The 18,440-nt window shown below is 62.1% G+C and carries 14 protein-coding genes and 1 pseudogene; 14 read left to right on the forward strand and 1 reads right to left on the reverse strand.

What is annotated here, in order from left to right; translation table 11 throughout:
* The first annotated feature begins 132 nt into the window (after window positions 1-132).
* The 9 genes and pseudogenes from AC4FWB_RS16250 to AC4FWB_RS16290 all read left to right on the forward strand — a co-directional run bounded on the left by AC4FWB_RS16250 (window position 133) and on the right by AC4FWB_RS16290 (window position 12,036).
* Entirely contained in the window at window positions 133-2,022 is a 1,890-nt protein-coding gene (locus AC4FWB_RS16250; protein WP_491027231.1) for a calcium-binding protein, read from the forward strand.
* A gap of 26 nt (window positions 2,023-2,048) precedes the next feature.
* Window positions 2,049-3,797, forward strand: a complete 1,749-nt coding sequence (locus AC4FWB_RS16255) for a type I secretion system permease/ATPase (RefSeq protein ID WP_491027410.1) — start codon at window positions 2,049-2,051, stop codon at window positions 3,795-3,797.
* Window positions 3,797-5,104 (forward strand): HlyD family type I secretion periplasmic adaptor subunit, encoded by a 1,308-nt coding sequence (locus AC4FWB_RS16260; RefSeq protein ID WP_491027232.1) that lies wholly within the window; start codon window positions 3,797-3,799, stop codon window positions 5,102-5,104. Before AC4FWB_RS16255 ends, AC4FWB_RS16260 begins: the two co-directional genes overlap by 1 nt.
* Window positions 5,105-5,532: 428 nt before the next feature.
* Window positions 5,533-5,844, forward strand: a pseudogene (locus AC4FWB_RS16265) (iron-containing alcohol dehydrogenase); the annotation flags it as partial.
* A 698-nt stretch (window positions 5,845-6,542) separates the two neighbouring features.
* Entirely contained in the window at window positions 6,543-8,123 is a 1,581-nt protein-coding gene (locus AC4FWB_RS16270) for an ABC transporter substrate-binding protein (RefSeq protein WP_491027233.1), read from the forward strand.
* 50 nt (window positions 8,124-8,173) lie between these two features.
* Entirely contained in the window at window positions 8,174-9,103 is a 930-nt protein-coding gene (locus tag AC4FWB_RS16275) for a carbohydrate ABC transporter permease (protein ID WP_491027234.1), read from the forward strand.
* Between the two features lie 2 nt (window positions 9,104-9,105).
* The gene (locus tag AC4FWB_RS16280; protein ID WP_491027235.1) at window positions 9,106-9,945 is read left to right on the forward strand and encodes a carbohydrate ABC transporter permease; all 840 of its coding nucleotides are present in this window, start codon (window positions 9,106-9,108) and stop codon (window positions 9,943-9,945) included.
* A gap of 60 nt (window positions 9,946-10,005) precedes the next feature.
* The gene (locus AC4FWB_RS16285; RefSeq protein WP_491027236.1) at window positions 10,006-11,064 is read left to right on the forward strand and encodes an ABC transporter ATP-binding protein; all 1,059 of its coding nucleotides are present in this window, start codon (window positions 10,006-10,008) and stop codon (window positions 11,062-11,064) included.
* Between the two features lie 12 nt (window positions 11,065-11,076).
* Entirely contained in the window at window positions 11,077-12,036 is a 960-nt protein-coding gene (locus AC4FWB_RS16290) for a carbohydrate kinase family protein (protein ID WP_491027237.1), read from the forward strand.
* A 34-nt stretch (window positions 12,037-12,070) separates the two neighbouring features.
* Here AC4FWB_RS16290 and AC4FWB_RS16295 read toward each other — a convergent pair whose 3' ends face one another.
* Window positions 12,071-13,117 (reverse strand): sugar-binding transcriptional regulator, encoded by a 1,047-nt coding sequence (locus AC4FWB_RS16295; RefSeq protein ID WP_491027238.1) that lies wholly within the window; start codon window positions 13,115-13,117, stop codon window positions 12,071-12,073.
* Between the two features lie 131 nt (window positions 13,118-13,248).
* On the opposite strand from AC4FWB_RS16295, the gene AC4FWB_RS16300 reads away from it, so the two are divergent.
* The 5 genes from AC4FWB_RS16300 (at window position 13,249) to AC4FWB_RS16320 (ending at window position 18,439) form a co-directional block, all read left to right on the forward strand.
* Window positions 13,249-14,028, forward strand: coding sequence for a hypothetical protein (locus AC4FWB_RS16300; RefSeq protein WP_491027239.1), 780 nt, complete (start codon window positions 13,249-13,251; stop codon window positions 14,026-14,028).
* Window positions 14,029-14,158: 130 nt separating this feature from the next.
* A complete protein-coding gene (locus AC4FWB_RS16305; RefSeq protein ID WP_491027240.1) occupies window positions 14,159-14,803 on the forward strand; it encodes a hypothetical protein in 645 nt (214 codons plus the stop codon).
* 278 nt (window positions 14,804-15,081) lie between these two features.
* Window positions 15,082-16,410 carry an NAD(P)H-dependent oxidoreductase gene (locus AC4FWB_RS16310; protein WP_491027241.1) on the forward strand — a complete coding sequence of 443 codons (1,329 nt, stop codon included), beginning with the start codon at window positions 15,082-15,084 and terminating at the stop codon, window positions 16,408-16,410.
* On the forward strand, window positions 16,407-17,441 hold the full coding sequence (locus AC4FWB_RS16315; RefSeq protein WP_491027242.1) for a thiamine pyrophosphate-dependent dehydrogenase E1 component subunit alpha: 1,035 nt from the start codon (window positions 16,407-16,409) through the stop codon (window positions 17,439-17,441). Before AC4FWB_RS16310 ends, AC4FWB_RS16315 begins: the two co-directional genes overlap by 4 nt.
* On the forward strand, window positions 17,441-18,439 hold the full coding sequence (locus AC4FWB_RS16320; RefSeq protein WP_491027243.1) for an alpha-ketoacid dehydrogenase subunit beta: 999 nt from the start codon (window positions 17,441-17,443) through the stop codon (window positions 18,437-18,439). Before AC4FWB_RS16315 ends, AC4FWB_RS16320 begins: the two co-directional genes overlap by 1 nt.
* Window position 18,440: the final 1 nt, after the last annotated feature.

Genomic DNA, 18,440 nt, shown 5'->3' on the forward strand with positions numbered 1-18,440 from the left:
CGCGACTTTGCGGGCAATCGAAAACGTCACGGGTACCGCCCTCAGTGACGAAATCCACGGCGATGCGGCCAACAATGTTCTGACCGGCGGGCGGGCGACGATCTACTCGATGGCCGGTCAGGCAACGACACGTTGTATGGCGGTGCCGGCAACGACAGTCTGGAGGGCTATCTCGGCAACGACACTTATGAATATTCTCGCGGCGACGGTGATGACACCATACTGGAGACGGTCGTCGCGAGCGGGTCGAACGACCGTATTCGCCTTCATAACATTGACCCGTCCAAGACCAGTTTCGTTCGGTCGAACGGCAATCTTATCATTCAAATAGCCGAAAGCGCTACCGGTGTAGGCGATGGCAGCAGCCTCACCGTCACCGGCCCTCAAAGTGGCAATTTCCACTACGATGAGTATGGCATCGAAACCATCGAATTCGACAACGGCGTCGTCTGGAACACGGATATACTGCGCCAAATGTCGGTGTCCGATTCCGCAACGGATGGCGACGACAATTTGGTGGGGACGATCGCGTCCGGCATCCTGAACGGGCGGCGAGGCAACGACACGCTCAACGGTGGGGGTGGCGACGACACATACATTTATGCCCGCGGCGACGGCAACGACACCATCACGGACGGGACATCAAGCGGCACTAACGACCAATTGCTGTTTACCGACATCAACCCAACCGCCGTCTCTTTGGTCCGCAATGGCATCGACGTGACGGTTGTGGTTGCCGAGAGTTCGCCAGGTGCCGGTGACGGTGGCTCGATCCTTCTCAAGAACAGCTTGGAAGATCTCTACAGCCAAGGCGTCGACAAGGTCGTCTTCGCCGACGGCACGATCTGGACGCGCGCCGCCATGCGGGTCATGCTGCTCGATCAGGCGGGCACGTCCGGCAACGACACCATCACCGGCTTCAACGTGAACGACACGCTACGCGGCAAGGGTGGCAACGACACGCTCAACGGCAGCGGCGGCGACGACACTTACGTCTACGCCCGCGGCGACGGCAACGACACCATCACAGAAGATACGTGGAATGGTTATAATGACCGACTGACATTCACCAATATCAACGCTGCTTCGGTGACGCTGGTGCGAAACGGCAATGACGTGACAATTGTCATCGACGAGAGCACGCCCGGTGCCGGTGACGGTGGCTCAGTGCTACTGAGGAACGGCCTTGCTGGCTCAAACGGCCTGGGCCTTGAGAAGGTCGTCTTTGCCGATGGCACCGTTTGGGCAAGGGCCGACATGATTGCCCATGTTAGTTATGTCGGGGGCACCACAGGCAACGACACGATTACCGGAACCGCGGGCGTTGACGACATCAGGGCGGGCCTTGGAAATGACGTGCTAGTCGGCCAGGCCGGCAACGACAGCTACGCCTATGCCGTCGGTGACGGCAACGACGTAGTTAGCGAAATCACGACGGGCACCGATGTTGATACTTTGATTCTGAGTGGGATCAATCAGGCGGACGTTCGATTCGAGCGTCCATACAATGATCTCACAGATGTGGTCATACGGGTGCTCTCTACCGATCAGACAATCAGCCTTGACAACCAGTTTGATCAAGAGGGTGGTGTCGAGAAGATCCAGTTCCAGGACGGAACCACCCTCGGCGGCAACGACTGGAGTCTTGACGGCGTTCTCGCAAACCTTGCCACAATCACCGGGACGGCCGCAGGTGAGACCATCGTGGGCACCACAGCCGCAGACAAGATCGAAGGCAAAGGCGGAGCGGATACGCTGACGGGTGGAGCGGCAAGCGACACCTTCATCTTCAAGGCGGGTTTCGGCCTCGACAAGATCACCGACTTCGTTGCCGGCGCCGGATCGCTGGACATCATCCAGTTCGACAACGATGTCTTCGCCGACTTCGCCTCGGTTTTAGCGGCGGCGACCCAGGTGGGGGCCGACACGGTTATTACACATGACGCCGGCAATGTGCTCACCCTGAAGAACGTCGCGCTGGCGAACCTTCACCAGGACGACTTCCAGTTCGTCGCCGTTTGAGTGTTTGTGTTGAAAGTCAGGTGACGGTGACGACGCAACTCAAGTCCGCCGAGCCACCGCGGGCAACGCTCGTGGCGGTTTTGGCGTCATTCAAACGCGCGTTCTCGGGCGTGGCCTTGATGAGCGGCGTGGTCAACGTGCTGGCGCTGACCGGCTCGTTCTTCATGCTGCAGGTCTATGACCGCGTCATACCCGGCCGCAGCGTGCCGACGCTTGTTGGGCTCGCCATTTTCGCGGCAATGCTTTTCATCTTCCAAGGTGTTCTCGAGCTGATCCGGTCGCGGCTCCTGGTGCGCATCGGCATGGCGCTCGATCAGCGCATGAGCGGCAAGGTCTACGCCGCCCTCATGCGCCTGCCGCTGCGGACCAAGCTCGGGGGCGACGGCTTGCAGTCGCTGCGCGATCTCGACCAGGTCCGGTCATTCCTCTCCAGCGCCGGGCCGACCGCGCTGTTCGACCTGCCGTGGATGCCGCTCTATCTCGGCATCTGCTTCTTGTTCCATTTCTGGATCGGTATGACAGCCTTGGCCGGGGCCGTCGTTCTCTTCGGGCTCACACTGCTCGCCGAGGCTCGAACCAGGGAGCCGGCGCAAAAGGCGAACAGCCAGGCGGCAGCGCGCAACACGCTTGCCGAGGCGACGCGCCGCAATGTCGAGGTCCTGCAGGCGATGGGCTTCGGCTCGCGCATCGCCGAACGCTGGTCAGGCGTCAATGCCGACTACCTCGGCACCAATGCGAAGGCCAGTGATCTGGCTGGCACGCTTGGGACGATATCGAAGATCCTGCGCATGATGTTGCAGTCGGGCATCCTGGCGATCGGCGCCTATCTCGTTATCCATCAGGAAGCGACGGGCGGCATCATGATCGCCAGCTCGATCATGATGGGCCGGGCACTGGCGCCGATCGAACTTGCGATCGCGCATTGGAAGAGTTTTGTTGGCGCCCGGCAGGCGTGGGCGCGGCTTACCCAGCTTCTGGCACTGCTGCCCGAAGCCGCAACAGGCGTTTCGTTGCCGGCGCCGGCATCCACCCTGGCCGTCGAAGGCATTAGCGTCGCGCCGCCAGGCGAGCGCCGAACGGTCGTTCAGGATGCGGGCTTGGTGCTTGAGAAGGGAGCCGGGCTAGGCATCATCGGCCCCAGCGCATCCGGCAAGTCCTCGCTGGCGCGGGCAATTGCTGGCATATGGCAGCCGGCGCGCGGCACGGTCAGGCTGGATGGAGCAACGCTCGATCAATGGTCGCCCGAAGAGCTCGGCAAGCATGTCGGCTACCTGCCGCAGGACGTGCAGCTCTTCGACGGCACGATCGCCGAGAATATAGCGCGTTTCGAGCCGCAGGCTCCGTCGGACAAGATATTGGCCGCGGCGCGGTCAGCGGGCGTGCACGACCTGGTGACCCATCTGCCTGAGGGCTATGAAACACGGATCGGCGAAGCCGGCTCGGCGCTCTCGGCCGGTCAGCGGCAGCGGGTGGCACTCGCCCGGGCTCTTTACGGCGATCCCTTTCTCGTCATCCTCGACGAGCCGAACTCCAATCTCGATGCCGAGGGGGAGGCTGCGCTGACCGAAGCTATCCAAGGCGTGCGGACGCGCGGCGGCATTGCTATTGTAGTCGCGCACAGGCCGAGCGCACTGACAAGTCTCGACCAGGTCCTGGTCATGGCCAATGGCCGTGTCCAGGCATTCGGGCCGAAGAACGAGGTCCTGAACAAGGTCACGCGGCCGGCCGGAGTTCCCCTGAAGGTCGTGCCTGCGGCCGAGGAGAATGCGTCCTGATGGCTACCGAGGTTCCGACAGTCGAAAAGACCATTCGCCGCTATCTCATTGGCGGCGTCGCCGCTTGCCTCTTTCTCGTCGGTGGTGGAGGCGGGCTGGCCGCCGTCACCGAGCTTTCCGGCGCGGTGATTGCTTCCGGCAGGCTGGTCGTCGATTCCAGCGTCAAGAAAGTGCAGCATCCGACCGGCGGCGTTGTCGGCCAGATACTCGTGCGAGAAGGCGACGCTGTGAAGTCCGGCGACGTTCTGGTGCGTCTTGACGAAACCGTCACCCGTGCCAACCTCGCGATTGTCACCAAGGGCCTGGATGAGTTCGAAGCTCGCCTCGCGCGCCTGGAAGCCGAACGCGATGGCCAGGAGAAGATTTCGTTTCCCCCTTCGTTGACGTCACGACCGGACAACCCAGCAAAAGCAAGCGCGATGGCCGGCGAGCAGTCGTTGTTCGAATTTCGCCAACAGGCGCGGGCCGGCCAAAAGGCGCAGCTGGAGGAGCGCATCGCCCAGCTTTCCGAGGAAAGCTCTGGCCTGACCGAGCAACGGGTCGCCAAAAGCCAGGAAATCGAATTGATCGGAACCGAGCTCGACAGCATCCGCAGGCTCTGGCAACAGAAGCTCGTCTCGATCGATCGCCTGACCGCGCTCGAGCGCGATGCGGTTCGGCTCAAAGGTGAGCACGGTCAGCTCACCGCCTCGATTGCTCAGGCGAAGGGCCGCATTGCCGAAACGCGGCTGCAGATCATTCAGGTCGACCAGGACCTGCGCAAGGAGGTCGCGACCGAACTTCGCGATGTCCAGAGCAAGATATCCGAATTCGTCGAGCGCGAGGTGTCGGCCGAGGATCAGCTCAAGCGCATCGATTTGCGCAGTCCGCAGGACGGCGTTGTGCATCAGCTTGCCGTCCACACCGTGGGCGGCGTCATCACTCCGGGTGAAGTGGTCATGCTCATCGTTCCGGTGGCGGATGACCTGACCGTCGAGGCGCGGATAGCTCCGCAAGATATCGATCAACTGAAGCTCGGCCAGGAAGCTGGCCTGAAATTCTCGGCATTCAACCAGCGCGTCACGCCGGAATTGAATGGCAATGTCAAAGAAATCTCCGCTGACCTCAGCCTCGACGAGCGCAGCGGGGTAGGTTTCTACACCGTCCGCATCGGTATCGCCCGCATGGAGCTGAAGAAGCTGAAAGGCCTGACCCTGGCGCCCGGCATGCCGGTCGAGGTGTTCTTCTCGACAGGCAACCGCACGATGCTTTCCTATCTGGTCAAGCCTTTAACCGATCAGATCGGTCGAGCGTTCAGGGAGGAGTAATGGAGGGCGCTCCACGCACATGCCGGTCGCAGTGCTCGGAGGAAGGGACGTTTATTCCTGCCCTTCATCTTTAGGTTCGCCAGACCATACGAGATCATACGAGGAATATTCGTTGGCGAACCATCCGCTAACGTATTGACTCTTCACGGAAAACCTTATCCCTCCGGGCCTACCAGAATTCTGCGTTAACATATTGAAATTATTATATTTTTCCGTGTCGACCCAAAACGTGGACTCGAACCCCCTCGGGTTTGTGAATTCGGTCGCAAAAAATATCTGGTAGGGCTTCGTGATCAATCTGGACTCTCGAGGCCTATGCGCACAGCAAATGCGGGAGTGCCACAGAACCCGAAAGGGAGAGGAGAGGAAGTTTGCCGAAGCGGCGGGTTATATGTTGGTGCACTAAATTCAGTTTCTGAAAGGTCTTCGTGTTTCTCGTGACCGACAAGGGAGTCCGCGCCGCGGGTCTTACGCAAAAGGCCGAGGCTGCGATCGCGGTGGTGGGGATGGACCTTACGGTTTTCGACGAAGTCGTGGCCGATCCGCCCTCGCACGTCATCGAGGCTGCTGCCGAGCTTTACCGCAGGCGAGGCATCGAGGTCGTGGTGTCGATCGGGGGCGGCAGCGCCCTGGATACCGCCAAGCTCGTGGGCCATTTGGCCAAAACTCGTGACAAGCTTGACGACATTTACGGTGTCGGCCTTGCCAAGGGAGAGCGACTGCCTTGCTGCTCGTCCCCGCGGATCCGCAAGGGTCAGAAACCAGTGCGCGACAGACACTCCGCCCTCTGCCTGTCGTGAGAGGCCTCAGGTTCTCCTGTTCAAGCGCGCGCACCCACTTCATCTCGGACGGTATCATGCCCGTACACTTTTTCTTCTAGGTTGAATTGGATCGCCTTGCTGATCCCAGGCTTCCGGCAGATCTACCTGCATACCCCTTGCCTTGCTGATGATTAACGCCTTTCGCCTGTCCGTGAAACTGCGACGCCTTCATCGCTATCGTCTCTTCTCCCAGCTGAGGAAAGCAGGCAGAAACTCTGAACCAAATCGAGGGCGTTCTGCGGGATCACATCGTTGCTCGTTTCCTGCATCCAATCCCCGTTGAACAAGTCGCTCGCCAAGATGCGCTGAAGTCGGGCGAGACCATATTGACAATGCCTCGCCAATGTGAACATTTGACTTCGTGAGAATAACGATGTTCACGCTGAGGCAAGCGGCCTCCGGTGAAATCGGGGGAGTTGGGAGGCCCAATCACATGTGTCTTTATGCTGTTGCGGGATTGGACAGGCGCGGCTCGGATTCCGCGCGGCTCGCACGGTGTATTTCGTGACTGCTTAATCAGTGCAGGGCCCGGAACGGTCCTGTTCGCGAAGCTAGCATCGTCATCGGCCCGCAACGGTGCATGAAGTCTCTGGCGGGCATTTTTGGGAGGATTTGCAATGCCTATCGGAAGTAGGAAGGATGTGTCGCGCCGGTCGTTTCTGATGTCGACGGCGGCGGTTGGGGCTTCGGCAGTGGCGGCTGGGGGTGTGTCGCTTTTCAATGTCCGGCGCAGCTTCGCGCAGGAAGCCGAGAACCCGGCCGACATTCTCGCCAAGATCAATGTCGGCGGCTACGTCAAAAAGGAATACCGCGATCTCTACAAGCTTGCCGACAATGATGAGCTTTGGGACCCCGCCAAGGATTGGATCCGCACCGTTGACTGGGAAAAGGTGCGCAGTGAGTTTGCCGGAAAGACGGTCAAGTTCGCGATCGGCGCCGCCGACATGGAATCGGCCGCGGACGGGTTGAAGCCCTTCGAGCAGCTTTCCGGAATGAAGGTCGAACTCGTGCCTATTCCGGACGATTCTATGTACGACAAGGTGTTGGCCGAATTCATCTCTGGCAATGCCAGCTTCGACGCTCTGCAGTTCTTCTCGCCGTGGCTGGGCGACTTCGCCGGCCCGGGCTTCCTCGCCAAGCTCGACGATTATGCCGAGAAGTGGAAGCTGCCGCTCGACGACTTCTACGACACCTACCGCCTGAACTACGGCTATTTCGGCGACCAGGGCCTGTACGGCATCCCGTTCGACTGCGACATCCAGATGGTGCATGTGCGTCCGTCGCTCTTGAAGAAGGTGACGGGCAAGGATGCCGACACCAAGCTGACCGTGCCGACCTATGATGAGATGATCCGGCTCTCGGCGGAGCTCAACAAGGTGGAGAAGGGCGTTGCCGGCGTCGGCCTGATGGGCGCCCGCGGCTTCTGGTCCACGTACACCTGGGAGCACATCGCCGCGCAGCACGGCGTCGACCTGTTCAACGATTCCTGGGAGCCTGTCTTCAACAGCGATGCCGGCGTCAAGGCGCTGGAAACCATCCTGGCGCTGAAGGCCTCTTCGGCCGAAGGCGTGGCCGGATGGGGCTGGGGCGAAAACCGCGCTGCCTGGCTCGGCGGCCAGCTCGCCATGAACATCTCCTGGCAGGATTCCGGCACCCAGGCGACGCGCCCGGACCAAAGCCGCATCGTCGGCGACGCGCTGACCATCTATGAGCCGCGCGTTCAGATCGAAGGCGCCCGCTTCGCGCCGCCGAACATCGCCGGGTCGACCTCCTGCGTGACGGCGACGTCGCAAAACCCGGAAGGCGCCTTCCTGATGCTGGCCTTCCTGACCACGGCATCGATCATGGCGATGAACGAAGCCAATGCCAACGGTGTCGCGCCGGGCTACAAGTCGGTGCTGAAGAACGATAAGCTCAGATCGGTGTCGCAGCCCGCCGCGGTCTGGGCCGACTCGCTGGATTACGCCTGGTGCGCGCCGCGCATTCCGGGAATGTTCGAGATGGAACAGGCGCTCGGGAACGAGATAAACAAAGCGATCGTCGGCCAGGCGACGCCGAAGGAAGCACTGGACGCCGGCGCCAAGGCCTGGAAGGAGATCATGACCAAGAATGGCTTCTTCTCCGACAAGGAGCCCTTCAAATATGCCGCCGTGGCTCCGGCGACCTGGATTGGCAAGGGCAAGGCCTCGCCGGTCTGACGCGCCTCATCAAGGCCGATTTGGGGACACTTGAGGGAATGCAGGAATCCATGGTCCAGAACAGTGCAGGATGGGCGGCCAAGGCCGCCCATCCCGGTGCCCGGCTCCGGCCTCGAAGCCGCTGGCGCCGTAAGGCTTTTCCCTATCTTCTGGTGACGCCCTCGGTGCTCTTTCTGCTGGGGATCACGCTCTATCCCGGCCTCTATGCAATCTATCAGGGCTTCTTCCACGTCCGGTTCAACAACTGGTCTTTCGCTGGCTTTGAGAACTACAGCAAGCTGCTGTCGGATTCCGAATTCTGGCAGGCGCTCTGGAACACCTTCGTCATGGGCGCGATCGCGCTTGCCGTCGAGTGCACGATCGCCATCAGCATCGCGGCGTTTGCCTATCGCGATCCATGGGTCAGGTCGTGGCGGATCATCTTCCTGATGCCGATGCTGTTCATGCCGTCGGCAGTGGCCTTCATCTGGAAGCTCGCCTTCAACGATGGCCGCATCGTCAGCGACTTGTTGATGCGGTTGGGATTGATCGACGGCAACCTGGATTTTCTGGGCTCGGTCTGGCTTGCCCGGCTGACCCTGATCGTCGCCGACGTCTGGCAGTGGACGCCTTTCCTCTTCATCATCTTCGTCGCGGCGCTGCAGGGCCAGGACGCCGAGATGGAAGAGGCGGCGCGGCTGGACGGGGCCAAATGGCGGCAGATCTTCTGGAACATCTCGCTGCCGCTGATGATGCCGATCGTCGTTGTCGCGCTGATCCTGCGCGCCATCGACATCATCACAATGTTCGCCTCGGTCTTCATCATCACCGGCGGAACACCCGGCGGCGCCACCGAGACGATCAGCTATTTCATCTACCGTATCGGCTTCAAGACCTTCAACTTCGGCTACGCCTCGGCCGTTTCGGTGGTGATGCTGGCCATGACAGTGATCGTCGCGCAGCTGTTCGTGAAACGCTTCTTCCGCTCGGGACGGGAATAGAAATGGCCGCCAAAGGCAAATCCTCCGAAAGCCTGTTCCTGCGCTATCTGGTGCTCGGGGCATGGGCCGTGTTCTGCCTGGCGCCGATCCTGTGGTTCCTGTCCATCGGATTGCGGCCGAGGACGGAGATCATCGCCGCCCAGCCGATCTATTGGCCGAGCTTCTCGCTTGATGCCTGGGACATGATCTGGACCGACTGGCCGATGGGCAATTACCTGCGCAATTCGGTCGGGGCCGTCGGCGGCAGCGTCGTCATCGATCTTCTGCTCGCCATCCCGGCCGCCTATTCGCTGGCCCGCTACAACTACCGCTTCCGCGAAGACATCGGCTTCTACATCCTGTCGACGCGCATGATGGCGCCGGCCATCGTCGCCATCCCGATCTTCTTCCTTTTCCGCACGCTCGGCCTGCTCGATACGGTCTGGGCGCTGATGCTGGTCTACGCGGCGATCAACCTGTCGCTGGTCACCTGGATCATCCGCTCCTACATGCTCGACATACCGCATGAGATCGAGGATGCCGCCCGCACCGACGGTGCCTCGGACCTGCGCATCCTGGTCTCGATCATCGTGCCGATGTGCCTGCCGGGCATCATCACCGCGGCGGTGATCGCCGTCATCTTCGCGGTCAACGAGTTTCTCTTCACCTTGCTGATCGCGTCGACCAAGAACGCCTACACGCTGTCCGTCGCGCTCGCCAATTTCACCGGCGGCTCCGACGGCATCATCTACAACGCGATCGCTCTCGTCGCCTTCCTCGCCTTCGTGCCGATCATGCTTTTGGTCGTGCTGATCCAGAAGCATCTGTCGCGCGGCCTGACCATGGGCGCGGTCAAGGGCTGAGACATTCCGCGCGGGGGCCTATCGGCTGGCGCGGGCAACGAAAGAATTGGAAAGACGGACATGGCTCAGATTCAGCTCAAGAAGGTCACCAAGGGATGGGGGGCGGTCGTCGGCGTCGACAGTGTCGACCTGGACATACGCGACGAGGAGTTCATGGTCTTCCTCGGGCCGTCGGGCTGCGGCAAGACCACGACGATGCGCATGATCGCCGGCCTCAACGACCTGACGTCGGGGGAGATCTGGATCGATGGCGAGTTGGTCAACGATTTCGATCCGCGCGACCGCGACGTGGCGATGGTGTTCCAGAGCTATGCGCTCTATCCGAACATGACCGTCTACGAGAACATCCGTTTTCCTTTGAGGATGCGTGGCATCCCCAAGGCGGAGCATGATAAGCGAGTGCGGCGGGCCGCCGACATGGTCGAACTCGGGGCCTATCTCGACCGCAAGCCCGGCGCGCTTTCGGGCGGGCAGCGGCAGCGCGCGGCCCTTGCGCGAGCCATTGTCAGGCAGCCGCGCGTGTTCCTGATGGACGAGCCGCTGTCTAATCTCGACGCCAAGCTGCGCAACGCGATGCGGGTGCAGCTGAAGCACGTCCAGCGCCAGCTGAAGATCACGACCATCTATGTCACGCACGACCAGGTCGAGGCGATGACGCTCGCCGACAGAATCGTCATCATGGACAAGGGGCGCATCCAGCAGCTCGGAACGCCCGACGAGATCTACACCAATCCCAACAACACCTTCGTCGCCGGGTTCATCGGCTCGCCGCCCATGAACCTGATCAAGGGCGAGGTGCGCAGCAAGCGGTTTTCCGCCCCAGGGGTCGAGGTCGCCGGCGTGAACCTGCCGGACACCCCAGGCGTCATTCTCGGTGTACGGCCGGAAGATGCGAAAGTGTCGACAGGCACTGCCGCCCACCTCAAGGGCCAGCTCTACGGGCTCGAGCCGACCGGAGACCAGACCTTTCTTTCGGTCCGCACCGAGGCGATGGTCGTCGAGGTGAAGGCCGACCGGGATTTCCGGCAGCCGCTCGACACGGCCATCGCCATTGAGCTCGATTCCGAGCGCCTCTATTTCTTCGAGGCGGAATCGGGCAAGCGCATCCGCCCAAACTGACGGGAAATCACCGTGTTTTACGACTACGCCTCCATCGGCTTCTTCACGTTCGACTGCCTCGGCCGGCCGGTGCGCCGCATTCCGGGCCCGACCGAATTCGATTTCCTCGAGGAGATCACCATCGCCGTTTCCGGCGCCGCGGGCGCTGCGGCGATCGTGGCGGCGAAATACGGAATGAAAGTGCTCGGCGTCGGCGGCGTCGGCGCCGACGACATGGGCGACTGGGTGCTTGGCCGGCTCAGCCGCTATGGCGTCGACACCAGTATGATGCAGCGCATCGAAGGCGTGGGCACCTCGTCGAGCATCGTCGCGGTACAGGAAAACGGCCAGCGGCCCGCCATGCACATGCGCGGTGCCACCGGTTTCTTCGAGATCAAGCCTGACCAGTTCGACCGGGTGCTGGATGCGTCGTTCGTGCATGTCGGCGGCGCGGGTCTGATGGATCGCATGGATGGCGAGCCGACCGTCGATCTTTTGGCGCGCGCCAAGAAACGCGGCTGCGTGACCACGCTCGACGTCGCTTCCGCCCGGCGCGAAGACATGCAGATGATCGCCAGGCTTTTGCCGCATGTCGACTATTTCCTCCCGTCGGTCGAGGAGGCGCGCCTGCTTTCCGGTCTGTCCGATATACAGGATGTGGCGCGCTTCATGATCGATCGCGGCGTCGGCTGCTGCATCCTGACGCTTGGCGAGCACGGCGCCTACTATCACAATGCCGACGGCACGCGCTTCCACATCCCGGCATTCGAGGTCGATGTGGTCTGCACCTGCGGCTGCGGCGACGCCTTCAACGCCGGCTTCGCGGCGGGCCTGCATCGCGGGCTCGACGCGGAAGGCGCGGTCACCCTGGCGCAGGCGACCTCGGCGTTGAACGCAACCGGGCTTGGCAGTCAGGCCGGCGTAACGTCGTTCGAGCACACGATGGAATTCGCGCGGCGCACCAGGAGGAAGACCAACACGCTCGCCGCCTGATGTTCCCGAGGCGCGGGCCGTCCTCGTTCGCGATCTATTTCTTGTTCCGCAATCCGCCCTGCCGCGTCTTTTCGATCATGCTCGCGGCGGTCACCTCGTCGGTGATGAAGACCGTCGGATTGACCAGTTTCATCGCTCCGATCAAGGCGCTGACCTTTTCCGGGCCGCCGGATGCGAGCAGGCGGATCGGCGCCCTGCGCAGCCGGTCGAGGCCAACCGACATCACGCGGTCGTTGATCTCGTGATCGATGAGATTGCCGCGCTCGTCGAAGAAGTGGAACAGAAGGTCGCCTATCGCGCCGGCCGAAACCAGCGAGTCGTGCTGAGCATCGGTCAGGTAGCCGACCTGGTACGAGGTGGCGGTCGATGTGGTTCCGCCGACGCTGAGAAGCACGGCGTCGAGGTCCTCGGCCATTTCGAAGATGGTGTTCAGGCCGCACCGCTCGATCAGGGTGCGCTTCGTCTCGACGCTGTCGACGATTGCCGGCGCCGGCACCAGGAAGCCTTCACCCTGGAAGAGCTCGGCCAGCTGCCAGGCGAACTCGGCCGGGTTGAAGCGGCGCGCCTGGATGATGCCGCCGAGCAGCGAGTAGACGCGGAAGCCGGTGAGCGACTGGCCCTTGATGAAGGGCAGCGTGTTGTAGAGCGTCCGTCCCCAGCCGACGCCGACGCGCATGTTCGACGTCGCGATCTGCGAAATATAGTCGCCCGCCGCGGCGCTGATGACCGGCACTGGATCGGCCTGCGGGCTGGACAGCGGCGCCACGATCGCCTTCTGGATGCCAAACAATTCTTCCAGGCCGCGCTCAAGCTCGGTCGTATCTGCGACTTTCGCGTTGATCGATATCTTGATTTCGTTGCGGGCACGGGCATCGGCCAGAAGCCTGACGACGGTCACTCGGCCGACATTGAGGATTGCCGCGATCTCGCTTTGGGTGAGCTGCTCGACATAGTACATCCAGGCGGTCCGGATGCGCACGCGGTCCGCCTGGCTCGAGCCGCGGACATTCTCGCCAAACGGCATCTCGGGATCTTTCGAGCCCCGTTTCCTCTGGCGCATGGTCCCCTTGGCTCCCGTCATTCCAGCCCACCTGTCACAGCCGGAACACAGGATGCGCGGATCACGATGTCATAGCTTTGCAGCCCATAATTGTCTATCTTTGCAAAGAGTAACGATGGACAGTCAAAGGGACCCAGGTGATGGCGTCGTTTTTGCCGGAGGAACTGCGAACCAAGGTAAAGGAACGCCTGCGCGACGTGCGGTTCGTCGCACGTGAAATGCGTGCTTCAGCACACAAAGGCCAGGGCGACCAATCGGTGGACCGGAACGAGCGCCTCGCTGGCCCGGCTGAGCTGGTAACGGCGATCGCCGACTTCTCCGACGGCGCTCTCTCGGCACTGGAATCGGTCGCAATAGGGCTCCTGTCTTCCGATCCCAACGCGCATTTCGGCGGCGCATCGGCCTATCCGCTCGGCCGTTACTTTGACACCGGGAATGCGGCGTCCAAGGCACTATTCGCACGCGATTGCTATTTTGCGGCCAAGCGAATCCTGCTGGCGAAAGGAGTCGCCAATCCTCGGCTGAGCGAGGAATTGTTCGGCGAAGCCCATCGGCTCGCGGCCAAAGGGTTGGAGCCCGCGCCGTCCGGCCGGTCCAAGGCCAGTCAAGCGTCGCTCGATGACATCGCGCTGCGCGCCGCCGTCATGGCCCACGCCGTTCTTCGCGCCCGCCCCGTCGAAGCGCCTCGATATATCGATGACGCGGCCAACAGCCGGATGCTGGATAGCGGTATCTTCGTCGCGGCGGCGCTTGCGCTCGCCACGGCGGTCGCTAGCTACAGCGACGACGTGAGCGCTGACGAGGATATCTATCCCGGCGTCTGCGCGGCGGTCGATGCGCGCTATGCGCTGTTCGGCAAGGCGCTGGCGAGCCAGGAGCGGCCTGAGGAACTGGCGCGCGTCTTCGCCGATCTGGTCCCGCATCTTCCGTAGTTGATGGTTCGCCAAAAGGCGTGTCGCGCGATCGGAAATGGCTGTACCTTTGCTTTTTCCTCGCGACAGATGTACATTTTGTGCATCGCCCGTGGCGGGATACCCTGGGTGCTTCAACTGGAACGAGGCAATGGACCTGACACCAAAGGACAAATTGTCCTCGATACCGGACCTGCGGCGCCGGCTCAGACAATTGCGTTGGTTTTCCAAGGCGTTTCGGAACAATGTGGAACTGGTGCAGGAGCATTTCGGTTTCTCCTACCGGATCGACGGCAAGCTGTTGAACCAGGTCTTCTTCGACTGGATCGCGGCGATCGACGCGCAGGATGATTCCGCCGCGGTCGATCGCGCCGACTATATCGTCTTCGTGGCGGGGCTTGCCCTGCGCGAACTGATCCGGACCAAGCCGGCGGTCATGGTTTCCGACGCCGGCACGAGCGAAGTGGAAGACAAGGCCACTCTCGAGATCGCGCGTTTCTGGCCGGAAGGCTTTCTGTACACGAATTTCTGTGTCTGCGGCATCGCGGCCGTTCACGAGCAGGAGTTCGGGCAATCCCGCGATCTTGAAAGGGCCGCCTCGGACTTGCGCGTCTGGTGGTCCTATCGCGAGAACGCCGTGGAGGATCCGAACATGTCGATCGCCTTCCTCGATCAGTTCGTCGGCCTGGAACCGAACTGGCTCTTCCCGGCGATGGCGCAGGAGAGGGCGGCGATCAAGAAAGCGCTTGCCGCTCCCCGCGAGCTCGATCGATTGCCCCCGGCAGCGCCGTCATAAGGCGTCATGCCCGACCCTTAAATCGCCGTCCGTCTTCCGACCGACCTTCGCCGTCCGCGTTCCGATGCCCGCATTCGGGACCTGATCGAATTTACCGCCCGGCGAGCCCGGCTTTTCGTAGGCAGCGGCAATGTCGTTGCAAGGCGGAATGCTCTTCCATCGCCCAAGAAATTCCAGCTCGGATTTTGCCGCAAAGATTTGTACATTCGTCTTGATCTAAAGACAGATGTTCAGTATTTGTCAGGCCGGAGGCAAGTCGCCCCTGGGAGGACAGAGGAATGAGCATCAATGTCGCGCCGACTGGCCTAGCGCGCGATCTCTCCGAGCGCGCAAAGTCCGGCAAGCCGATCCGCATCGGACTGATCGGCTCCGGGGAGATGGGCACCGATATCGTGACCAGGGTTGCCCACATGCCAGGCATCGAGATCGGCGCGATCTCCGAACTCAATCTGCCGGCGGCCGCCAAGGCAGTCGACATCGCCTTTCAGGAAGCGGGGCATTCGCGCGAGGTGTCCAGCACCTCGGCCATGACCACAGCGATCGAAGCCGGCAAGGTCGCGGTGACCGGCGATGCCGACCTCGTCATCAACAGCGAGTTGATCGACGTGGTGATCGACGCTACCGGAGTCCCGGCCGTCGGCGCCGAATATGGGCTGCGGGCCATGGAGCACGGCAAGCATCTGGTGATGATGAATGTCGAAGCGGACGTGACCATCGGCGCCTACCTAAAGAGCGAGGCCGACAGACTGGGGGTCACCTATTCGCTGGGCGCCGGTGACGAGCCGTCTTCCTGCATGGAACTCATCGAGTTCGTGTCGGCGATGGGCCACCCGATCGTCGCCGCCGGCAAGGGCAAGAACAACCCGCTCAACTTCGACGCAGTTCCTCACGACTATGCCGAGGAGGCCGCGCGACGCCACATGAACGTGCGCATGCTGGTAGAATTCGTCGACGGCTCCAAGACGATGGTCGAGATGGCGGCGATCGCCAATGCCACCGGACTGGTGCCAGACAGGCCAGGCATGCACGGTCCCACGGCAACGCTGGGTGAATTGTCGAAAGTGCTGGTGCCGCAAAAAGACGGTGGTGTGCTGTCTAAGGTCGGTGTCGTCGATTATTCGATCGGCAAGGGCGTCGCGCCCGGCGTCTTCGTCGTCGCCGACATGTCGCATCCGCGCGTCTCGGAGCGCATGGAAGACCTGAAGATGGGCAAGGGTCCGTACTTCACCTTCCATCGTCCATATCACCTGACCTCGCTCGAGGTTCCGCTGACCTGCGCGCGCGTCGTGCTCTACGGCAAGGCGGACATGGTGCCGCTGGCGACGCCGGTGGCCGAGGTCTGCGCGGTCGCCAAGAAAGACATGCAGCCGGGTGAACGGCTCGATGCGATCGGCGAGTACTGCTACCGCGCCTGGATCATGACCGCGCCGGAAGCGCGGGCGGCCAAGGCGGTTCCCTGCGGCCTGCTTCAAGGCGGCTCGGCGACCGCGCCGATCAGGAGGGGCGATCTCATCACCTACACCAACGCGGCACCGGCGCCGGGTTCCAGGATCGCCGAGCTCAGGGCGCGACAGGACAGGTTGGTTTACGGCGAAGGGAGAGCATGACGATGGCCAGGAAAGCGGTGATGGAAAAGGCCGAGGTCACCAATCTGCCCTTTGCCTACCGGCATTACGACGCCGGGCAGCTCAAGGACGTGTTACGCAAGATGTACCTTATCCGCCGCTTCGAGGAGGGCGCCGAGGACTGCTATATGCGCGGCCTGATCCACGGCACCATGCATCTGTCGATCGGGCAGGAGGCAAGCGCGATGGGCATTTGCATGCCGCTTGGCGAGGACGACCAGATCACCTCCACCCATCGCGGTCACGGCCATTGCATCGCCAAGGGCGCCGAGGTCAGGAAGATGTTCGCGGAGTTCTTCGGCAAGACCACGGGCTACTGCAAGGGGCGCGGCGGCTCGATGCACATCGCCGATGTCGCGAAGGGTAATCTCGGCGCCAACGGCATCGTTGCCGGCGGCATACCGATCGCGGTCGGCGCAGCACTTTCGGCCAAGAAGCTGAACACCGGCAAGGTGGTGGTCTCGTTCTTCGGCGACGGCGCCAACAATGAGGGCGCCTTCCACGAGGCGCTGAACATGGCCTCGATCTGGAAGCTGCCGGTCGTGTTCGTCTGCGAGAACAATGGTTACGGCATGTCGACGTCGACCGAACGCTCGACCGCCGTCAGGAACATCGCCGAGCGGGCGGCGGCCTATTCGATGCCCGGCGTCATCGTCAACGGCAACAGCTTCACGGAAGTCGCGGAAGCCTCGCACGCGGCGGTCGAGCGCGCCCGGGCGGGCGAGGGGCCGACGCTGATCGAGTCCAAGACCTATCGTTATCGAGGCCACTCCAAGAGCGACCGCAACCGCTACCGCACCAAGGAAGAGATCGAGGACTGGATGTCGAACCGTGATCCGATCACGCTGTTCGAGGCCGAACTGAAGGAATTCGGCATCATCGACGACAAGGGCATCGAAACGGTGCGCGAGGCGGTGATGCAGGAGATCGCCGAGGCCATTGAGTTCGCCAAGGCGAGCCCGGCTCCCGACATCGCGGATCTCCAGAACTACGTCTATACGGAGTTGGCGTGATGGAAGCCACCGTACGCGAACTGAGCTATGCTCAGGCGATCCAGGAAGCGATGGCCATCGCCATGAAGACCGACGAGCGCGTTTTCCTGATGGGCGAGGACATCGGCGTCTATGGCGGCGCCTTCCAGGTGACCGGCGATCTCGTCGAGCGCTTCGGCACTGAGCGTGTGATGGACATGCCGATCTCGGAACTCGGCGGCGCCGGTGTCGCCGTCGGCGCGGCGATGACCGGCTTGCGGCCGATCTTCGAATTCCAGTTCTCCGATTTCGCCACGCTTGCGCTGGAGCAGATCGTCAACCAGGCGGCGAAGATGCGCTTCATGCTGGGTGGCGAGGTCTCGGTGCCGGTGGTGATGCGTTTTCCCGCCGGCTCGGGCACGGGAGCCGCCGCCCAGCACAGCCAGAGCCTGGAGGCCTGGCTTGGCCATGTGCCGGGGCTGAAGGTGATCCAGCCGGCGACACCTCACGATGCCAAGGGCATGCTCTTGGCCGCCATCGCCGACCCCGATCCGGTGATGATCTTCGAGCACAAGCTGCTTTACAAGATGAAAGGGCCGGTGCCGGAAGGACATTATACGGTGCCGATCGGCAAGGCGGACATCCGCCGCGAGGGCCGGGATCTCACCATCGTGGCCACCTCGATCATGGTGCATAAGGCGCTGGAGGCGGCGCAGGCCCTGGAGGCCGAGGGCATCGACGTCGAGGTGATCGATCTCAGGACCGTGCGGCCGATGGACAAGCGAACGATCATCGAAAGCGTCAAGAAGACCTCCCGGCTGCTCTGCGTCTACGAGGCGGTCAAGACACTGGGCGTCGGCGCCGAGATCAGCGCGACGATCGCCGAGAGCGAGGCATTCGATTTCCTCGATGCGCCGATCGTGCGGCTTGGGGGCGCAGAAACGCCGATCCCCTACAATCCCGATCTGGAAAGGGCGACCGTTCCGCAAGTGCCGAACATCGTCGCGGCGGCACGGGATCTGGTCAGGGGAGCACGCTAGC

Source organism: Mesorhizobium sp. LEGMi-168a (genome assembly GCF_058312955.1).

Coding starts and splice junctions, on each gene's coding strand:
- AC4FWB_RS16295 (WP_491027238.1), bottom strand. CDS start 13,117: ATGACGGGAGCCAAGGGGACCATGCGCCAGAGGAAACGGGGCTCGAAA.
- AC4FWB_RS16260 (WP_491027232.1), top strand. CDS start 3,797: ATGGCTACCGAGGTTCCGACAGTCGAAAAGACCATTCGCCGCTATCTC.
- AC4FWB_RS16315 (WP_491027242.1), top strand. CDS start 16,407: ATGACGATGGCCAGGAAAGCGGTGATGGAAAAGGCCGAGGTCACCAAT.
- AC4FWB_RS16320 (WP_491027243.1), top strand. CDS start 17,441: ATGGAAGCCACCGTACGCGAACTGAGCTATGCTCAGGCGATCCAGGAA.
- AC4FWB_RS16285 (WP_491027236.1), top strand. CDS start 10,006: ATGGCTCAGATTCAGCTCAAGAAGGTCACCAAGGGATGGGGGGCGGTC.
- AC4FWB_RS16280 (WP_491027235.1), top strand. CDS start 9,106: ATGGCCGCCAAAGGCAAATCCTCCGAAAGCCTGTTCCTGCGCTATCTG.
- AC4FWB_RS16270 (WP_491027233.1), top strand. CDS start 6,543: ATGCCTATCGGAAGTAGGAAGGATGTGTCGCGCCGGTCGTTTCTGATG.
- AC4FWB_RS16310 (WP_491027241.1), top strand. CDS start 15,082: ATGAGCATCAATGTCGCGCCGACTGGCCTAGCGCGCGATCTCTCCGAG.
- AC4FWB_RS16275 (WP_491027234.1), top strand. CDS start 8,174: ATGGTCCAGAACAGTGCAGGATGGGCGGCCAAGGCCGCCCATCCCGGT.
- AC4FWB_RS16305 (WP_491027240.1), top strand. CDS start 14,159: ATGGACCTGACACCAAAGGACAAATTGTCCTCGATACCGGACCTGCGG.